This is a genomic window from Nisaea sediminum, assembly GCF_014904705.1.
Taxonomy (GTDB): Bacteria; Pseudomonadota; Alphaproteobacteria; order Thalassobaculales; family Thalassobaculaceae; genus Nisaea; species Nisaea sediminum.
Map to the genome: position 1 here is coordinate 39,023 of NZ_JACZCQ010000014.1, position 19,784 is coordinate 58,806.

Annotated in this window: 15 protein-coding genes; 7 read left to right on the plus strand and 8 right to left on the minus strand. The window is 59.6% G+C overall.

Translation table 11 applies throughout. From position 1 onward, the window contains the following. Positions 1-4: 4 nt before the first annotated feature. Together IG122_RS22180 and IG122_RS22185 are read right to left on the minus strand one after the other, a co-directional pair. The gene (locus tag IG122_RS22180) at positions 5-376 is read right to left on the minus strand and encodes a hypothetical protein (RefSeq protein ID WP_193188756.1); all 372 of its coding nucleotides are present in this window, start codon (positions 374-376) and stop codon (positions 5-7) included. Positions 377-497: 121 nt separating this feature from the next. Beyond that, complete coding sequence (locus IG122_RS22185) at positions 498-938, minus strand: hypothetical protein (protein ID WP_193188757.1); 441 nt, start codon at positions 936-938, stop codon at positions 498-500. A gap of 122 nt (positions 939-1,060) precedes the next feature. Between IG122_RS22185 and IG122_RS22190 the strand changes: the two genes are divergently transcribed. The 5 genes from IG122_RS22190 to IG122_RS22210 all read left to right on the plus strand — a co-directional run bounded on the left by IG122_RS22190 (position 1,061) and on the right by IG122_RS22210 (position 8,046). Then, positions 1,061-2,077, plus strand: coding sequence for a GDP-mannose 4,6-dehydratase (locus tag IG122_RS22190; RefSeq protein WP_193188758.1), 1,017 nt, complete (start codon positions 1,061-1,063; stop codon positions 2,075-2,077). A 143-nt stretch (positions 2,078-2,220) separates the two neighbouring features. Then, positions 2,221-3,297, plus strand: a complete 1,077-nt coding sequence (locus IG122_RS22195) for a Gfo/Idh/MocA family protein (RefSeq protein ID WP_193188759.1) — start codon at positions 2,221-2,223, stop codon at positions 3,295-3,297. A gap of 251 nt (positions 3,298-3,548) precedes the next feature. Beyond that, complete coding sequence (locus IG122_RS22200) at positions 3,549-5,225, plus strand: tetratricopeptide repeat protein (protein WP_319024951.1); 1,677 nt, start codon at positions 3,549-3,551, stop codon at positions 5,223-5,225. A gap of 442 nt (positions 5,226-5,667) precedes the next feature. Then, positions 5,668-7,278: a calcium-binding protein gene (locus IG122_RS22205; RefSeq protein ID WP_193188761.1), complete on the plus strand. Its 1,611-nt coding sequence runs from the start codon at positions 5,668-5,670 to the stop codon at positions 7,276-7,278. Between the two features lie 72 nt (positions 7,279-7,350). Further along, a complete protein-coding gene (locus tag IG122_RS22210) occupies positions 7,351-8,046 on the plus strand; it encodes an acylneuraminate cytidylyltransferase family protein (protein WP_193188762.1) in 696 nt (231 codons plus the stop codon). A 32-nt stretch (positions 8,047-8,078) separates the two neighbouring features. On the opposite strand, the gene IG122_RS22215 is transcribed toward IG122_RS22210, so the two are convergent. From IG122_RS22215 to IG122_RS22235, 5 genes are all read right to left on the minus strand, one after another. Further along, positions 8,079-8,888 carry an FkbM family methyltransferase gene (locus IG122_RS22215; RefSeq protein WP_193188763.1) on the minus strand — a complete coding sequence of 270 codons (810 nt, stop codon included), beginning with the start codon at positions 8,886-8,888 and terminating at the stop codon, positions 8,079-8,081. Positions 8,889-8,920: 32 nt separating this feature from the next. Beyond that, positions 8,921-11,293: a tetratricopeptide repeat protein gene (locus tag IG122_RS22220; protein WP_193188764.1), complete on the minus strand. Its 2,373-nt coding sequence runs from the start codon at positions 11,291-11,293 to the stop codon at positions 8,921-8,923. Positions 11,294-11,321: 28 nt separating this feature from the next. Next, a complete protein-coding gene (locus IG122_RS22225) occupies positions 11,322-12,599 on the minus strand; it encodes a tetratricopeptide repeat protein (protein ID WP_193188765.1) in 1,278 nt (425 codons plus the stop codon). A gap of 62 nt (positions 12,600-12,661) precedes the next feature. Then, entirely contained in the window at positions 12,662-14,050 is a 1,389-nt protein-coding gene (locus IG122_RS22230; RefSeq protein ID WP_193188766.1) for an HlyD family type I secretion periplasmic adaptor subunit, read from the minus strand. Positions 14,051-14,062: 12 nt separating this feature from the next. Continuing rightward, positions 14,063-15,925 (minus strand): type I secretion system permease/ATPase, encoded by a 1,863-nt coding sequence (locus IG122_RS22235; RefSeq protein ID WP_193188767.1) that lies wholly within the window; start codon positions 15,923-15,925, stop codon positions 14,063-14,065. 126 nt (positions 15,926-16,051) lie between these two features. Between IG122_RS22235 and IG122_RS22240 the strand changes: the two genes are divergently transcribed. Together IG122_RS22240 and IG122_RS22245 are read left to right on the plus strand one after the other, a co-directional pair. Then, positions 16,052-17,338, plus strand: coding sequence for a glycosyltransferase family 4 protein (locus IG122_RS22240; protein ID WP_226893852.1), 1,287 nt, complete (start codon positions 16,052-16,054; stop codon positions 17,336-17,338). Continuing rightward, the gene (locus IG122_RS22245) at positions 17,335-19,026 is read left to right on the plus strand and encodes a tetratricopeptide repeat protein (RefSeq protein WP_193188769.1); all 1,692 of its coding nucleotides are present in this window, start codon (positions 17,335-17,337) and stop codon (positions 19,024-19,026) included. The genes IG122_RS22240 and IG122_RS22245 overlap by 4 nt, the downstream gene beginning before the upstream one ends. Here IG122_RS22245 and IG122_RS22250 read toward each other — a convergent pair. After that, entirely contained in the window at positions 19,004-19,720 is a 717-nt protein-coding gene (locus IG122_RS22250; protein WP_193188770.1) for a glycosyltransferase, read from the minus strand. The genes IG122_RS22245 and IG122_RS22250 overlap by 23 nt on opposite strands. Between the last annotated feature and the right edge of the window lie 64 nt (positions 19,721-19,784).

A 19,784-nucleotide genomic window follows, 5' to 3' on the forward strand; every position in this document is an offset into this window, starting at 1 on the left:
GATTTCAATCGCCGTCGCGTTCCAGATCGAACGAGTAGATTTTGCCGCGAAAATATCCGACGGCCGTCATCCTGACTTTGTCCGGGTTTACCTTGTCGTGGTAAATGGTAAGGACCCTGTTTTCGTTCTCGAACTTGACCAGGGTGCGGCCTTTGTTGGTGGAATATTCCGCTGGCCGAACGGTGTCGTTCAAATGGACCGCTTCTGGTTCGAATTGCACGACGAAGACGTCGCCGTCGATTTCACCCTCGATCTGGAGTTCCTTGCGCGCTTCCTCGGAGATCGTGCCGATCCACCTGCCGTCGATCCTTTCCTCGTCCGAGGTGCACGCGGCGAGGCTGGTCAGAATGGCGAGGGTCGCGAGAATCTTTTTCATGAGGGAACCTGTTGCGATTTCAGCGTCGCAGATGTGCGACTCTTGTATCCGGATACGCCGCGTTACTCTCGAGTCCAAGCCAAAATGCGAGTCTGGCGGCGAAATGGCGCGGTACGAGCACTCACTGCGGATCTTTGCTGTAGAGCTGCATGATTTCGTCTTTCAGCGCATCCGATGCACGGTGTTTCAATTGCTCAAGGACGTTCTCGACCCTTTGGCTCTGGATCTTAAGATCGCGCGCATCGGCCCGGTTGATCTGCGTAAGCAACTGAATGACCTGATCGTCTAGCACGGGATAGATTCGGGTGCGACTGGTCTCTTTCAAGTCATTCTCGGATGTCACTTCGATCAGGAAAAGCTCGAAGTCCCGGTTGCGGACGACAAGGTGCGAGAGGGCGCGCATCCACAGGACCGAACTCCGGCAAAACGGTGTCGGATAGCTCAGCGCCGAGACCCGCGTCGGGCCTGGATATTCCCTGATTGCGTTCGGATTCAGGCCCGCGAACCTGACCGCCGGCTCAAGAAAGAGCAGGTCTGTTTCAAGCACCCATTTCGTCGGCATTTCATGCCCATCGGCTCTGATTGCGATCCGTCATAGTAAGCTGTCCGTGCTCCTGCATCTTGTGATATGGAGCGAGTTATCCGAATTATGCGCCTGATTTTCAACAGAGGGGGTCGCGCTTCATGGGCGGAACCAGTGTGCAGGGCATCGCAGTCGTCACTGGCGGGGCGGGCTTCATCGGCAGCCACATGGTCGATCTCTTGCTGTCGGAAGGTTTGCATGTCCGTGTCGTCGACAATTTCGTCGGTGGACACCGGAGCAATCTCGAACATCATAAAGGCGATGCGAATCTGGAAGTTTTCGAGGCGGATATTCGGGACATGGACTCGATCCGCCCGGCGTTCGGCGACGCGCGCTACGTCTTTCACTTTGCCGGTATCGGCGACATCGTGCCCTCGATCGAGAGGCCGATCGATTATATGGCGACGAATGTCCAGGGTACGGTTCACGTTCTCGAATGCGCCCGCGCTGTGGGGATCGAGAAGCTCGTCTACGCCGCTTCGTCGTCCTGTTACGGACTTGCCGAGACGCCGACGCTGGAGACCCATCCGATCCGGCCGCAATATCCCTATGCCCTGAGCAAGTTCCAGGGAGAGGAAGCGGTGATGCATTGGCATCAGGTCTACGGTCTGCCGGCCAATTCGGTCCGAATTTTCAATGCCTACGGCACGCGGGTCCGTACGACCGGGGCCTACGGCGCGGTGTTCGGAGTGTTTCTGCGTCAGAAACTTGCAGGCAAGCCGTACACGGTCGTCGGCGACGGCACCCAGGAGCGTGACTTCATCTATGCATCCGATCTGGCGAAAGCCTTCCTGGCAGCGGCGCGGACCGAGAAGAGCGGCGAGATCTACAATGCGGGTGGCGGCAATCCGCAATCGATCAACCGGCTCGTCGAGCTGCTTGAGGGTGAGGTCGTCTATGTGCCGAAACGGCCCGGCGAGCCCGACGTGACCTGGGCGGACATCACCAAGATCCAGAGCGAACTCGGCTGGGCGCCGGAGATTCCGTTCGAGGAGGGCGTGCGCCGCATGTTGGCCGATATCGGGCGCTGGAAGGATGCGCCGCTCTGGGACCCGGACTCGATCGCAAACGCGACCAAGACCTGGTTCACTTATCTCGGCGACGGGCCGAAGGGTTGAACTTCTGCCTGGCCGATGCCCGGTTCGGTCAATACCGAAAGCCTTTAAACCCTTTTCTTAGCACCGGCTTCCATGCCATTTAGCGTGGCATGGCCGCGGCCACTCAGGCGGTGCCGGCATCCAACGGGTGGAGTGAGACGACGATGAATGCGGCGGGGGCGAATCGGGCTCGGATCGGGGTTCTTGGGTGTGGCCGGGTATCGGCGCGGTACCGAGAGGTGTTCCGCGACGAGCTCACCGATATCGCGGATGTCGTCGCCGTCACGGATTTCGATGCCGGCAAGTCAGCCTCCTTCGCCAAGGATGTCGGCGGCAGCCCCGTGGTACAGGATATCGACGCGCTGATCGCGACGAAGCCGGATCTGATCTGCATCCTGACCGAGTCGGGAAACCATTATAAGCACGCGAAGAGGGTGCTCGAGGCCGGGATCAACGTGATCGTCGAGAAGCCGGTCGCCCTGCGTCTGGAGCACGCCGCCGAGCTTTCGGAGATCGCCGGGACACGGGGGCTGATCTGCGCCGAAATCAAGCAGAACCGTTACAATCCGGCGATGCGGTTCCTGCGCCGTGCCGTCGATGAGGGCCGTTTCGGGAAACTCGTGACGGTCGGCATCAGGGTGCATTGGAGCCGCGACCAGTCTTATTATGACGACCCCTGGCACGGCCGCTGGCTGATGGATGGGGGCGTGCTGTCCCAGCAGGCGATCCACCATATCGACGCGATGCGCTGGCTCGGCGGTCCGATCGAGGCCGTCTGCGCCCAGGGACGCGCTGTCATCAACAAGCTCGAGGCCGAGGATACCGCGACCGCGATCGTGCGCTTCGAGAACGGGGCCATGGGCACCATCGAGGCGACGACCGCCGCGCGGCCGAGGGATTTCGAGGCCTCGCTCCATATCGTCGGGGACAAGGCGCTGGCCAAGGTCGGCGGCCGCGCGATCAACTTGGTGGAAACTTGGGAATCGGTCGAGCCGCAGCCTGGCGACGAAGACGTGATCGAGACCTGCTCGCAGGAGGTTCCGACCAGCTACGGGCTCGGGCACGGACCCTATATCCGCGAGGTGATCGACTGCTGGCGTGCCGGCAAGACGGATGTGCCGGTTTCGGTCGATGAGGGCAGCAAGGCGCTCGCCTTTCTACACGCGCTCTATCGCAGCATGGAGATCGGTGGCTGGGTCGAACTGAAGGACGGCCCGAAATCGGAGCGTCTGGGGCTCTAGATCATGGCCGGAGGCCTGCCGGTATGACGCGCGCAAGCAGCGGTGACGGTGGAGATCCGATCGGTCGTCTGAAACAGGTTCTGCAGGGACGGGCCGGCGGGGAGCATCAGCGCGCTGCCCGGCGTAGTCTGGCGATGATCGATCCGTCCGAAGCCGGCCGCTGGGCGGCTCTCGCCGGGAGCTGGCCCGAGCGTGGGCACGAGTTCCTGTCACGAGCGCTCGTTGCCGGTCCGGAGGATTTCCGGCTCCATGTGAACCTTTCGAACAAAATGCTTCAGCGCGGAGCTGTTCCTGCGGCGGTCGCGGCGCTCAAACGGGCGGCCTTGCTGGAGCCTGGGCATGGGCGTGTTTTCGGAAATCTCGGGGCCCTGGCGGAAAGTGCGGCGAAGGCCCGGGAGCTTCAGGCCAGAGCTTGGGTCTGGAGTAGCGCCTCGGGTCCAGGCGCCGGATGCGCCATTGCCGAACGTCAGCTTGAACGGGGCCGGGTGGTTGAAGCGCTTGAAAACGTGTTGGCGGCACTACGGCAGGATCCCAGATCGAGTGAGGCATGGCGGCTACGCGGCATCATTCATCAACGATTTCATGAGATTCCGGAGAGCCGTCTCTGCCTTTGCCGATCGATCCTTTGCGATCCGTCCGCCGTGAACGGATATATCGCGGCGGCCGGGAATCTTATCGATTCCAGAAAATTTCCCGGCGCGCGGCGGTTGCTCGGATTCGCGGAAATTGTCGCGCCCGGCTCGCAAGCGGTCGCGATGAACCGCGCCGCGATCCTCGAAAGATCCGGAGACCTTGATGGGGCTCTCGCCCTGTCCCGCGGCCAGGTGATTGTCGATCCGGCGAACGCCGAACGGTATTTTACCTTCGGGACAATCCATATGGAGCTGGGCTCGGTTGATGCGGCATTGAAATATCTGATGCGGGCGACACAGCTGACGCCGGATGACCTGCGCTTCCAGAACAACCTTGCTCTCGCGCTGCTCAAGTCAGGACGCTACGCTGAAGGTCTGAAAGCGTACGAAAACCGATGGTTCACTCCCCTGGAAGCGCCTTTGGGAGAGCGGACGCTCTGGCCCAGGGCCTCGTTCGACCTGCCGCTCTGGGAGAGCGGCCGAATCGCCGACAGAGAGATTCTGATCTGGGGAGAGCAAGGTCTGGGGGACGAGGTTTGGGGATTGTCCTACCTGACCGCGCTTCGCGGTCGCCCGGAGCGTTTCACGGTCGAGGTCGATGCGCGCCTGGTGCCGCTGGTCGAGAGATCTTTTCCGTTCGCGAAAGTTGTGGCCAGGCGTCCCGATGCGGACCTCGACATTTCCGGGTTCCAGTCGCAACTGCCGCTGCTCAGCCTTCCGCACAGGCTGGGACTGGAAACGAAAAGGACTCCCTCGGCCTGGCTGCGGACCGATTCTGGCCGGGTCGCGCGCCTTCGCCGGACAATGTCCGCGGACGGCAGATACGACCTGGTTGGTCTCGCATGGCGCAGCATCAAGCCGCTACAGCATCGGTCGTTCGAAATGGAGATCGAACGGTTTGCCTCACTGAGCGCGATCGAACGCATTCGATTCGTCCCGCTGCAATACGGAATGGACGACGCTGACCGGAACCGACTTGAAGCGGTATTGGGCGACGACCGCATCGCTTGGCCCGAATTCGATGTCAGGGACGATCTCGAAGCGCTGGCCGAAGCGCTTGCGGCGATTGATCTGGTCGCAACCATCGCGACGGCCCTGGTTCCGATGGCCAACGCCGTTGGAACGCCGTCGGTCGTCCTGCTGCGCGAGCAACAGAAAGACTGGAGATACCGGGTGGGAGCAGCGGTTTCCCCGGTGCTTCCCCTCAGCGTGCTGCAATGGCCGTCCGATGCGACGCCGGAGGAAGCGTTGCTCGACGCAGTGAGGCTTCGCCTTCCGAAGGTTCAGGGTGGCTGACGTTCCGCTCGTTCGGGCGCGTCTGTTGCCGAGAAGTCACGGTCTAGGACCGGAATTCCAGCTGAATTGCCCGATATCGGATAATTTCCCTCTGCGCGGAGATGCCCGATCCATCGCATGACAGATGTATGACGGTTGTGATCGGCGCTTAGTCGTCTGAAAAAAAACAAAAATATCTGCGATCATGGAATTAACGCAAAGTGAGAAGGTGGACTCGAACGGTCTTTCGGGATCGGTGTGGCAGCGGGCTAAAACCGCCGTCTAACCGCTTGCGTTCATTAGGCAAGCGGTGTAATAAACCACCCGAGCCGTTTCGTCGCGGCTAGTAATAGGACTGGCGTTCGCTTGGTGTGCAGGATTTTTTGGTTGACGAAATCCGACTGCAGCACCAAAGCTAACCCAGACAGTTTGGTGTAGCTTTGATGCTAACTAGGGGGTTGTAATGGCAACGATAACGGGCACCAGTTCACCGGATACCATCACGGGTACGGGTAACGCTGATCAGATCACCGCACTGGGTGGGTCTGACATCGTCTCCGCGCTCGGTGGTGCGGATCTTATCTATGGTAACCAGGGCGGCGACACTGTTCTCGCTGGTTCTGGCGCCGATACCGTCTTCGGCGGTCAGGATGCGGACGTTCTGTCCGGTTCCGACGGCAACGACGTTCTGTACGGTAACCTCGGCAACGACAGCATTCTTGGCGAAGGCGATTCTGACCTCGTGTATGGCGGTCAGGGCAATGACACGATCGATGGCGGCTCTGGTGCCGACACCATCTTCGGTAACCTCGGCGGCGATTCCATCTCCGGCAACGACGGTTCCGACGTGATCTATGGCGGTGCCGGTAACGACACCATCTCCGGTGGCGCCAGCTCCGACCTGATCTACGGTAACTCCGAGCGTGATACGATTGTCGGCGGTGCCGGTTCCGACACCATCTTCGGTGGCGCCGACAACGACGCGATCTCCGGCGGCGCGGATGCGGACCTGATCTATGGTAACCTCGGTGGCGACGTCATCCTCGGTTCGGGTGGTGCTGACACGCTTTACGGTGGTGCCGGTGCGGATACCCTCACCGCTGGTACCGGTGGCGCGATGTTCGGCGGTGCCGATAACGACGTCATCAGCGGCGCGGGTGGCAACGACCTGATCTATGGTAACACCGGTGCGGACGCGATCTCGGGTTTTGCCGGTGCGGACACCGTCTTCGGCGGCCAGGACAACGACACCATCTCCGGTGGTGACGGCAACGACCTGATCTACGGTAACGCCGGTCTGGATACCATCTTCGGTTCGAGTGGTGCCGACACGCTGTACGGTGGTGCTGGTAACGACGTCGTCAACGGCGGTAGCGATGCCGACCGTCTGTTCGGCAACGCCGGTAACGACAACCTGCAGGGCACGATCGGTGCGGATACGCTTTATGCCGGCGACGGCGAAGACACCCTCTCCGCTCTCGGCAACCTGACCACCGTCCTGATGTATGGTGGTGCCGGTAACGACCTGTTCTACGCGGGTACCGGTGGCGACACTCTGTTCGGTGAAGACGGCAACGATATCATGTATGCCGCAGGCACTAACGGAGATCTGATCTCCGGCGGCGCTGGCAACGATATCATCTATGCCTCGAGCGCTGGCGACGACACGATCTACGGCGGCGACGGCAACGACGTCCTCTATGCCGATGGTGGTGCGACCGGTGGTACCGATCTGCTGTATGGTGACGGTGGTAGCGATACCTTCGTGATCAACGACATCTCTCTGGCGGCCCCGGCGACAGACATCCAGGCTGGTGCAACCGTTGCCAATATCTTCTCGTTCGAAGATGGCAGCGATATCATCAACCTCTCTGGCTTCGGCTTCTCGAGCGGTGGTCTCCCGGCCTTTGCGACGTCTGCTGCCGGTATCACCGGTGCGGCGAACTCGATCACGCAGGTCTCCGGCTCCAACTCCGTGCTCGTCGGTATCAACGGTACTGCTGGTACCGACTACGCGGTGATCCGGGTCTTCGGTGTCACGACCCTGGACCTGAACGACTTCACCTTCAGCTAAGTTCAGGTTCTAGACATAAAGCGTGCGGGCGGACCATTCGGTCCGCCCGTTTGCGTTAAAGAGATCATTTCAGTGAAAAACGCAAAGGACGTGGTCGCCATCATTCCCGCGCGCTGCGGATCGAAACGTGTTCCACAAAAGAACCGCCTCGTCATAGGCGACAGATCCCTCCTGGACAGAACCGCCGGCTGCATCGAGCGCTCGGGCTGTATTGACCGGATCATCCTTTCCACCGACGATCCGGATCTTGCCCGGGACGCAGCTTCTTACCCAAGCATTCGGGTCGCCGCCCGCCCGGACCGCCTCGCTGGCGATGACGCAACAACCGAAGACGTGATCCGGCACCTGATCCGGACCGAAAACCTTGCAAAGAGCACAATCGTCCTCCTGCAACTGACGTCGCCCTTTCGTACAGGTAGAGATATCGCGGAGCTTCTTGAGGAAATGCGCAAAACAGCAGCCAAAAGTGGTGTCGCTGTCTGCCGCTGGCGCCTGCCGCCCTCGCCGCCCTTTGGGGAGGTTTCAGACATGCATGTTTTGGGACGTTCACCCCGAATTGACTACTCGCCGATGAGGTCCATCCACAATGAACATTGGGCCATCAACGGTGCGATGTACATTTTTCAAGCAGACGAGTTCGGCAGATCGGGAAAATTCTACGACGAAAATTCAGCCATTCATGTTATGCCGAACTGGCGCTCAATTGACATTGACTATCAAGACGATGTCGAAATCGCAACAGCCATAGCGAAAGCCCGCAATCTCTAGGACTGGGCGAAAACAAGCGGAACTGTCCGTGGCTAGATATCCTCGATCTCTCTAAAATGATCCGCACATCGCAGAGATAGTATATTGCCGTCGGTAATTTCCCTTGAGGAGAAACCGCATTCCTCCAGGAGACTAAGGATTTCCGCCTTGCGGGGATTTTGCTCCACACCAATTCGATACTCCCAGAGAACGCCAGCAACCCGGCCGGAAACAAGCAACTCACGTCCGCCGGACAGAACATCCAGCTCCCGACCCTCCGTATCGATCTTCAGCCAGACGGGGCGGTGAGCAAACGCGTCTGCCTGAAGGCCGGAAAGTAAAGAATCGAGTTTCCGCACTTCCACTTCAATCTCGGGGCTCCCGGCCCCGGAAACCTGGGTAACAAGATGGTGACCCATGCTCGAATTGAGCCGAAGCCGTCCCGATCCTGTGCCGCGCCCAAGGGCGCATTCGAGACACTGAACCCGGCTTCTGATCCCCGCGAGAGCGACATTTTCAACCAGGATCGAAAAATTATCGGGAGAGGGTTCTATCGCGACACAGAGGATACCGGGAAAGCGCTCGCACAGGACGAGCGGATAGAGCCCAAAATGCGCGCCGATATCGATGAAAATGGCGTCGTCCGAAAGGAAATGGGCCAGAACCGCACGTTCGCGAGCTTCGAAACCCGACTGGTGAAACTCCTCGAAAACAAAGCGTTGGAGACCCGGGTCCGAGAGCTGGCCCTCAGGAAACCGCAAAACGGGACCGGCTTCCGAATCCCCCAACAGTTTCAGCGGCAGATGAAAATACCCACCGTGAAAAAGCCGCTTGGGAAGCCTAAGAACATCAGGTTCATTCACTACAACCTGTCCATCCGATTTCATTCCGGCAGTCATGCCCGTCGCGAAAGAAGCCAGCCCCGCGCCTCCAACAGATCGTCATGAATACGGCTAATAACGTCTTCCCAACCCACGCGCGGATCCCTGAAGCAGAGCTTGATCTCGGGGATCCACGGTATGTGCGGCGTCCCGAGCTGATGCCAGGTGGCCTTGAATTCCGACGTACGGAAGACCCATGTCGGTATCCCTAGAACGCCTCCCATAAATGCCGTGGAAGTCATCGGTGTCACCACGGCGTCTAACGCTGCTATAAGGTCGATCACATCGCTTAAGTCGTCCTTCAGATCGAGCCCCTCGAACGTCGTCAATGTAATCCCGCGCGGAGACGCGGCGCTTTCAAACTGCTCAATCTCTTCTTCTTCAAACACGTACTGTAGATTGATCGCCACTGTATTATCCGGGAGGCTCGCCGCAAGTTCGTCAGGCGCCAGATATTGCAACTTCCGTGTCCGCGTTATTTGCCCGCTTCGCCACGCCACTCCGATTGCTGGCCGATCCCCAGAGGCAATTTCACGTACCTTGCTTTTCCAGTGTGCTACTCCGTCTGCGTCCGGGACGATCCAGCCGTGGCCTGCCACCCGGGGTTCGACTGCCAGAGCCCATCTCTCCCTGATCAAAGTCCTCAGCTCAGCCGTAAAGAGACTTGGCAAATGCCCGATCGGGAGTTTGTAGAGAACATCGTCGGCGAGGAGACGGGGATCCACCGGAGCGTCCCGGCCTCTGAACTCGATCGAAGGGAAAGAGCGCTCGAACACCGGAATAAGGCGCGGATCGCATTCGACAACAAGCTGACCGGGAACAATCATGTCAGCATAGCGCAGGAACCAAGAGAACATCAACTCGTCCCCCATCCCCTGTTCCATATAAATAAGGGTCTTTTTTCCGGGAGGAAGCTTTTGAAGTGCCCATTCTCTCTGTGGGAACGGGCGTTTCTGCGAGGGAAAGTTTTTTTGCGCCCAACGGCTACGGTAATTGTGAAACCCTTGCTCGATAGCACCGATGGTCAGCTGATTGAACGCTACTCCCATCCGGGCGACGGCATCTCTCGGGTGATATTCCAGCTGTCTGAGACCGGCTTCGATGGCCTTTCCCAAATTACCCAGCCCACGGTAGGCCATCGCAAGATTTGTGTGTCCGGACTGTAGAGACGGATCGCAGACTAAGGCGCGCTTGGCAGCTACTACTCCTGGTTCGGGGTCCAGCATTATCGAATTTGACACTGAATAGGCACTCAGTGCCTTAGCATAAGCAGGCTCCATGAGAATCGCCCGTCGGACCATCGGATAGGCCGTCTCCGCGAAAGATTTCTCATTGAAATGGCTCGCGATGTTGTAGAGGAGCCGCGGACTTGCTTTGAACTTGTCCGCCAGCCGTTCGAGATAGACTAGGCATATCTCCTGATCCACGAACTTGAGGGCAATGGCGGCATCGTTGGCGGTATGATCCTCAACATTCGGGAGAATGGCCGCGACCTTTGCCCATCGGAGGAGCCACTCCGCGTTCTGTTGCGCAAATTCGTGCTCGTTCGGCAATATCGCCCGCATCCCCATCCGATCGTCTGGATGCCAGATCAGTGCCCGGCGGGCCGCGTTTCTGATCGCGCTCTGGTCATGCTTGAGTTCCAGATGATAAGCGGCGGCATAGCCAAGGCTTTTGCCTCCGCTCCGTACGATCAGTTCATGCGACGCCAGGACACTTTCAAGCGCTGTTTGATGTCCGTAACGCAGAATCCAGCGAAATACCTTCCGTGCGAGCCAATCCTCTGCAAACAGGACATGTGCCGTTTCCAGGATTAAGTTCTCGACGTCCTCGGAAGACCCGGGATTCGCGCCTCTTTCGAGCAAGTTGCTGACGACCTTAGCCGGATCGCTGTCCCGGTCAGAAATCTGAGGAGCGATGCATAACCAACTGATGGCCCGGCATATCCGCCCGCAATTTCCGAAGGCGATGCCGACGAGCATCGCGACGTCTCTGTGGAAGTTCACCCACTCCGCGGCGGATTCACTGGACATCAGATCCACGATCCTGTCCCATTGTGAAAGCTGGCCGAAGCAGCCAACCGCTCGACGCCGTGCGTCGCGCGAAAGTGCGGACCCGCTATTGGCCACTCTTACATAATGGCCGGCTGCTGACTCGATGTCTCCGTTGAGCTCAAAAGCCATCGCGAGGCGATAGAGGCCGTTCTCGGAGTAGGGCGGCCCGGAAATCGCGGATCGTTTGAAAAAGCGAAGAGCGGAGCGGATGTCCTGGCCCCGTATCAGTTGCTGACCAGTCAGATCCCAGGATATCGAATCGCTCGGAGTCTCAAGGAGCACGAATGCGTCTTTTCGGTCGATCGCGTCCAGGATTGCAGAAACGGCCACCATTTAGTCCTTTGTCACTCAAATCAGAATTTTATTGGCTGCGTTCCGAGGGTTTTGCAAGGAAATGATCCAGCTCCTCTCCAACCCGGTCTATGAGATCCGGCCAGCCGTCGGTGATGCGGAAAAGCCGGACGGAATCGTACCAGAGACTCTCGTTTCCCTCGGCAAGCCAGCGCCAGTCCGGCTGGTGTCCGATCATGAGCCAGGTCGGAACACCGAGGGCGCCGGCAAGATGTGCCAGACTGGTATCCACGGAAATGATGAGGTCGAACGAGAGAAGCTGCTCCGCTACGTCCGCAAACGTGGCATCCGGCTCACAGATGGGACGGAGCCGTGAAAGCTGCTCGTGGGTTTCAGAAGAAAGATCGAAAGGTAGTGCGTAGAACTCGACGTCGGGCAAGGTCTTGATCAGGCGGGCGAACAGATCCGGCGGACAGGATCTGACCGCATCCCGGGAGTTTTGCGGATTGCCTTTCCAGGCGAGTGCAATTTTCTTTTTGCTGGAAAGCTCGGAAGCGATGCGTGCCACAGCATCTGGCGGTGCCGTGAGATACGCGGAACGCAAAGGAATGTTGTCCGGCCGTGTGTTGAATAGTCTGGGCAGGCTCATGGCCATGACGGTGTAATCGAACGAGACCTTGTCATTGTCGAGCGCGACCTCGTCGATTGCGGGCATCCATGCGCAAAGCTTTTCCAGGAGCTCTCGGGTGAAAAATGTGACGCGCGCACCCTTGTCCTTGAGGAGCGCGCAATAGCGCAAGAATTGGATATGGTCGCCATGTCCCTGTTCGCCGACCACGAGGACGTTTTTTCCGCGCAGATCGGCGGTACCGTCCCAGATCTTTTCTTTTCCGATCGATTTTTCGAGGGAAACCGCACCTTCGCGCAGATCGTACAAGGCAAATCCCTCTTCCCATTTGCCGAGCCGCAACAGGGTAATGCCAAGCGCGATGGCAGTAGCCCGGTCATCCGGGGCGATTGAGAGTGCCCGACGATACCATCGTGCCGCACCGGAAAAATCGCCAAGCATCGAGCATGCATGGGCGAATTGGGCGGGTGCAAAGGGGATATCCGGTCTGTAAGTCATCAGCCGGGTCAGGCAACACGATGCCTTTGCCGGTTCGTTTGTCTCGTTATAGAGACGGCCTAATCCGCTCAGGCCTCTGATAGAGAAGCTCTTTTTCCGGAGCGCCTCATCGAAAAGGCGCTCCGCAATGGGAAAGTTCTTCTTTCTCAAGGCCTCTTCGGCGGTCGAGAGGATAATTCGCAGTGGCAAAGACCGAACGGTTACTTCGGTACCCGTACTCACATCAGCTCTCTCATCTCCGTCAGCCGCACGCTTAGACATACTGATCCATCAGCATGTTTGGATCATGGCTCACGCATTGCCTGATCCAGGCTCTGGCTCAACGGCGTGACGATATACTCGAACAAAGTCCGCTCGCCAACGGAGATCAATGCCGAAACTGTCATGCCGGCCGTGAGCTTCACGCCCGGTAGATTGTGCGCCAGCGACACCGGATCGATCGAAATACGTGCTTCGAAGGACTCCTGCCCTCTCTCATCTCGAATGACGTCGGCCGAAACCGACGTCAAAGTGCCTTCGATCGGCGGCGTTGTCCTGGGATTGAATGCGGAGAGCTGAAGTTGCACAGGCGCGCCGACCAGAATGACGTCGACATCCTTTTGTTTGATTTTAGCTGTGACGATCAGCTGATCATCGAGAGGAACGATGGTCATAAGCGGTTCGGCAGGGCGAACGACGCCATTCAGGGTATGGACATTCAGGTTGACCACCTGTCCGCTGCGCGGCGCCCTTATCTGAATGCGTTCGCGGCGATCGCGCCAGACGTTTTCCTGTTCTTGAAAGTCGACGAGCCGGACAGCATTGGACCTGAGGCGATCCGAGATTTCTCTCTCCCGCTCATTCGCAAAGGCTTCGAGCCTCAGCTTCTGCTCGTTGATCTCCTGCTTTAATTGCGCGATGAGCGCTTCTAACTGGCCGGCGGTACCCCTCAGGGATTCCTTTCCGCGCTCCAGGGCCAGCAGCCTCGGTTTGCGCTCGAGACCCTTCTCGTAAAGAGCCCGGACTCCGTCAAGTTCCTCCTCGACGATCTCGATCTGCCGGCGCGTCGATTCCAGACGTTCGACCGATCCTCTGATCTGGGTCTGGAGTTGCCCGATCCTTTCGGTGACCAGCACTTTCTGGTCATTTGTGGATCGGCGCGTTTTTTCGAACAGGCTCGTTTCCCGCGCTACCAAAGCTGCGATCTGGGGATCGTCCAACTGACTCATGATCCGCTCGGGAAACTCGATTTCCGGTCGGTCGTCACGTTCCGCTTCCAGGCGCGCGCGCTCGGCGAGCAACGTCAGAATCTGATTTTGGAGCTGGGCGTACTGGGACTCTGTCTGGAGCGGATCGAGGCGGACCAGCACGTCACCCTGATCGACCGTCTGCCCCTCATGAACGAGGATCTCTTTGACGATCCCGCCTTCTAAATGCTGGATCACCTGCTCTTCGCTGATGACATGGAGCTTGCCCTGGGCGCGGACCGCGCTCGCGAGGGGCGCGACGTATGACCAGCCGCCAAAGACCACAAGGAAGAGAAAGAGGACACTCCAGCCGAACAGGGATGCTCCGGTCCAGCTCCTTGATGAGATCTGAAATTCGCCGGAGACCGCTCTCACCTGATCCCGTGCGGGGATCGGCAGGCGCTTCTGAAGTAAATCTCCGTCAATCGCGGGCACGGAATTAGCCATTGAAAGCTCCTATCAACTTTCCGCAATCGCCTTGGCGGACGGCTGTTCGATTCTCGACTGGTTCACGACACCGCCAATCAACGGCATGACATCGTCGCGATTAGAGAATTTCTGCACCATCCCATTCCTCAGAACGAGAATCTTGTCCACGATCTGCAGGATATTGGGGCGGTGCAAGATGACGACAACTGTCGCACCGCGGGATTTCAGGATCTCGATCGCGTTCTTGAGCGCCGTATCGCCTTCGGTATCCAGATTGGCGTTTGGCTCATCCAGAATGACCAGTTTCGGGTCGCCGAGCAGGGCACGGGCGAGACCGACGCGCTGTCTCTGACCGCCGGAAAGAAGGGTGCCGTTATGGCCGACCTCCGTATCGTATCCCTGTTCCATTTCCAGGATCATGCGGTGCAGACCGGCCATTTCTGCGGCCTGGATAACCTGTTCGTTCGTGATCGAATCGTCGAACCTCGAAATGTTGTCGCGGATCGTTCCCTCGAAGAGGAGCACCTGCTGCGGCAGGTAGCCGACATGGCGTCCGCGATCCTCGCTCGGCCATCTGTAGACGTCCGCACCATCGAGGCGGACGACGCCAGAGGTCGGATGATCGATACCTGCCAGCAATCGCGCGAGTGTGGTCTTTCCGGCCGCCGAGGGGCCGATGATTGCCACGGATTCACCGGGCTCGAGTTCGAACGACACCCTGGACAGAATATTCCGCTTCATGCCCCGAATGCCGTAGTGAACGTTCTCGACCGAGAGTGCGCCCTTAGGCTCCAGCGGATATACACTGTCTTCAGGCTTGCCTTTTTCGCCTTTGAGGATTTGTGACAGGGATCTGTATTTCTGGATTGCATCCGAGACCTGTGCCCAGGACCCGACCACGACTTCCAGCGGCATGAGCGCGCGTGAAACCAGAATAACGGACGCCATCATTGCACCGCGGGAAAGGCCGCTCGTCGGGTCGACGATCTGGATTGCGGCAACGGTCATCACTGCCATCATGATGCCCATGCGCATCATTTTGATGAAGGCTTGGACGGTTCCGGACGCCCTGCTGGCATCGCTCTGCAGTGTAAGAGCGAGCCGGTTGTAGGCCGTCCAGGTGGACATTAACGACTTCCGCATCCCCATCGCTTCGACGATGTCGGCGTTTTCGCTTGCCGAGCGGCTGATCTTGCGCGCCCGGTTTGCAGCCGTCGTCGCCCGCGCCAGGTGCGAGTCCGAAATCGACCGGTTTATGAGCGCCAGAATCAATAGGATCCCGCCGCCGATTGCGGCCGTCATTCCTATCCCGAAGTTCAGCATGAACAGGACCAGCATGAAGATCGGAATAAACGGAATGTCCATGAGCATGAAAATGCTCTGGCCAGCGAGAAATCCGCGCAGGCTTTGGAGTTGATCGAGGGCGTCGCTGCCGGCGCCGCCACGGGTCAGAGCGCCTGTCACAGATTTCTCGAAGAGCTGCGGCGAGATCTGTTCGTCGATCCAGGTACTGACTTTCGTAAAGACGTAAGTACGGGCAATATCGACCAGGGCTTGGACGAGCAGTGCTCCCATGGCCATCAGAGCCAGCAGTGTGAGCGTCGCCATGTTGCCTGTGCCGAGAACCCGGTCGAACAGCGAGAACATATAGAGCGGCATCGTCAGAACGAGCATGTTCACGACGAAACTGAACACGCCCGCTGTCACGAAGGCATCGCGGCAGGTGCTGAAAATGCGCTGCAGCGGGTCGTCGATCGTCTGACTCGCGTCTATCGGCGTTTTTGATTTCGCCATAAAGCTCTTGCCCGTACAAATTGATCTATCGCTGGAGTATAGCAGAACAAAGCGACGCCATTCGAAATGAGAGATGCTCCAAAATTCACTGTATGCCACAGGAACCGAGCTTGCATCGCAACGTCGGGGAATTCATAAGCGCGTACGGTAAGAGTATCAATGATAATTCGTAGCCTGTGACAACATGGTTCAGTGCCAATGAGAGTCCTTTTCGCCCACCAAAATATGCCCGGCCAGTTCAAGCACCTCGCGCCTGCATTGGCGGCCGACGGGCATGAGGTGGTCTTCCTCACCAAGCCCAGACGTCCGAACCTCCCCGGCGTGCGCAAGGTCGAGTACGAGCTTCATCGTCAGGCGGGAACCCCTCCACACCGGTATTTCGACCGTTTCGAGGACCAGATCCTGCACGGCCAGGCGATCACCCGGGTAGCCCTCAAGCTGCAGTCCGAAGGTTTCTCACCGGACGTAATCTGCGCCCACACCGGCTGGGGCGAGGCGATGTTCCTCAAGGACGTATATCCCGAGGCCCGCCTGCTTGCCTTTAACGAGTTTTTTTACCGCTCCCACGGTACCGATACCGATTTCGTCAATAAGAAGCCGGACATCGACCGGGATTGCCGGACCCGCGTGCGCAACGCCCACATGCTGCTCAGTATGGCGGCGGCGGATTGGGGATATGCACCGACCTATTGGCAATGGTCGACCCATCCGAAGGCTTTCCGCGAGGGCATGACGGTGGTTCATGACGGGATCGACACCGACGCATGCGTGCGCGAGCCAGACGCCTTTATCGATCTCGCCGACGGACGGCGGCTGACTGCGAAGGACGAGGTCGTCACATATGTCGCCCGGAACCTTGAGCCTTACCGAGGCTTCGACGTGGTCGCCGGAGCGCTGGAACGGATCCTTCAGGCACGACCGAAAGCTCATATTCTGATCACCGGCGGCGAAGAGATCAGTTACGGCACTGGCCCCGGCTATGCCGACAGCTGGAAGGACGCATTGATTCCGCACCGGAAACTGGACGCGAGCCGGCTCCATTTTCTCGGCCGTCTGCCCTACGGGGAGTTCGGACGGATGCTGTCGATCTCCAGCGCGCACATTTATCTGACCTATCCTTTCGTGCTTTCCTGGTCGATGCTCGAAGCGATGGCGAAGGAATGTCTCGTGGTCGCGAGCGATACGGCCCCGGTTCGCGAAGTGATCAGGCATGGCAAGAACGGGCTGCTCGTCGAATATGGCAATCCCGATCTTCTGGCGGACGCAGTGATCGACGCCCTGGCGAAAGGCAAGAAAATGAACCCGGTCCGCAAGGCGGCGCGCAAGACGGTCGTCGAGCGGTACGATCTGAAGAGGGTCTGCCTGCCGATACAGAAAGACATCGTCGAACGGCTGGGGCGTGGCGAGAAACCGGAACCGACCAGCACCATCCCGTCCGACATCGCCGAAGCGATGGGATGGAACGCGACGAAGACAAGCGACCTTGCGCTATGGTCCGAACTGGGGGCTTGACGCCTTCGCCGGGTGACGAGGCCCGACGCGCGGAACTAAGGGCGGAAGCGGGAGCGGCCTTTCGCGCCGGCAATATGGCTGCCGCCATCGACATGCTGCGACGCTACGTATGCCTCTTTCCGGAGGACGCGGGCGGATACGGCAATTTGCTTGCTGTTGCACGCCGGACCCGGATGAACAGCGACGTGCTTGTCCGTCTCGCCCGTCATGCGCTCTTCCTGGAGCCGGCAGTGCCCGGCCCGATGGCGGCTCTCCTCACGGCCCTTGCCCAGCGCCGGGAAGCGTTGCCGGCGGAGCTTGAGGAAATCATGTCCCGCTATGGCGGCGCTCAGGAGGTTGCACTCGCAAGAGCGATCCAATTGCACCGGCTGGGCCGGCCGGTTTGCGCGGAAACGATCATCCGACGCACTTTGATCGAGATGCCGGACCGTCCGCGGCTTTATCAGCAACTCGGGTTGCAGCGGCAAGAAGACGGCGGCCGCGATCCCGGCCGGGCGTTCAGGGAGGCGCTTTTCGCCGCGGATGCAAAGAGCCCGGAGATGGCGGCGGCGTCCGAGCATCTTGCCGCCAATCTGCACGCGGCCGGCGATCTGCTGCGAGCAGTCGATCTGTATCGCACGGCTTTGGCGCGCGCGCCGGGGGCCGCAGGCCTTCGTGCCAATCTCGCCGCCGCTCTGGTCGATTGCGGCGAAGCGGAGGCTGCCGAGACCGAGCTTAGGCAGACCCTGATCCTCGACCCGAAACATCGCGACGGTCTGTGGCTCTCCTCCTGCCTCCGGATCGGCGCCGGCGATCTGTCGGGCGGATACCGGGCGCATCATGTGCGTTGGACGGAGCCTCACGAAGGTGCGCGCAGCCTTGAGTTCGGTTCTCTCCCGCTCTGGCTCGGGCAGCCGGTGAAGGGCCGGCGCATCCTGGTCTGGGGCGATTTCGGGATCGGCGACGAGATCATTTTCGCACCGCTTGCGCAATGGCTGGCGGAGCTGGGAGCCGAGGTGACTCTGGAGACCGATCCGCGTCTGGTCGCGCTCTGCCGGCGCAGTTTCCCAGGGGTGGCAGTAGAAGCGCGGGACGACGCCCCGCGGCATCTCGAGCGGTTCGACTATCATGTTCCGTCAGCCCTGCTTGCATGCTTCCACGAGCGGACGGGCCGCTCTCCGGATCTTCATCCGTTCAAGGCGGATCCGGATCGTGTGACCGAACTCGGCGAGGCGCTCGGATCTGCCCGCGGCGGCGCGCGGTTGGTCGGATTTTCATGGGGTGGCGGCGGCGCGCGGACGTCCTGGTCGAAATCCACTGAACTCACCGAATGGGAGCCTTTGCTGTCCTCTCCGGAGATCAGGCTCGTAAGCCTTCAGTACGCGGGCGGCGGCGCGTCCGGCGAGCTGCCGGAGCGCATTCTCCCATCGCCTGTCAGCGATCTCCGGAACGATCTCGACGGTCTGGCCGCCCTCATAGCCTGCCTCGACGCCACGGTCTCGATCTCGGGCATCAATGCGCACATGGCCGGGGCGCTCCGGCGCCCGGGTTTCATTTTGCTGCCGCGCCTGCCGCTCTGGTTCTGGGGACGCGAAGGAAGCGGCTCGCGCTGGTATCCGAGCCTCCGTCTGTTCCGACGCTCCGATAGTGGCTGGGGGGCTCCGATCGCGAATCTTTCGGAAAGCGTCAGACGTTTTCTTTCGCTTTGACCATCGCCTCCTCGGCGAGCCAAAGATCGCCGTAATCGACGTCCTGCCAGTTCTCGAACCAGGGGCCGCCGCGGGTATAGTGGATCGCGGCCGGGTGGGAGCCGTCGGCCGGTTTGTCGTACCAGCCCTCAAGCCAGTTCCAGGTACGGTCCACGGAACCGATCAGCTCGTCGGGAATCCACTGGAAGCGGTGCAGGAACGCGCCCCCCTCCCGATTGACCACCTCCGGAGTGAGTGCGGCGTTGGCCGGGTGGCCGCAATTGATCAGCATCATGCTGGACCAGTTCTTGCGCGGATAGACGGTCTGCGCCTTGCCGTCCATCTTGGTCCGTTCGGTCGGACGGTAATCGTGCTGGACGCAGATCAGAGCCTTCTCGTCGTCGGCCAGCGCGAACAGCTTCGCGACGTCGGTGGTCCAGAGAAAATCGCAATCGCAAAACAGCGCCCAGCCTTCGTAGCCCGCGAGGTGCGGAACAAGGAAGCGGGTATAGGTGAACTCGGTGGACGCCAGCGGATCGGCATCCTTGGAATAGAGTCCCGCCGCGCGCAGGTCCTCCTGTTTCAGGGGGACGATCTCCAGATCCGCGTCGCTGTGGCGGCGCAGGGAATGCTCGCAGACGTCGTAGGCGATCGGTTCGCGGCTGTCCCAGCCGATATAGATCCGCAGGGGGCGGGAGCCGGCAACTGCAGTCATGATTTACTCCAAACGGACGAATTGCATGTGCGTCTCATTAGCATGCGAGCGGACGGCTCCAAAG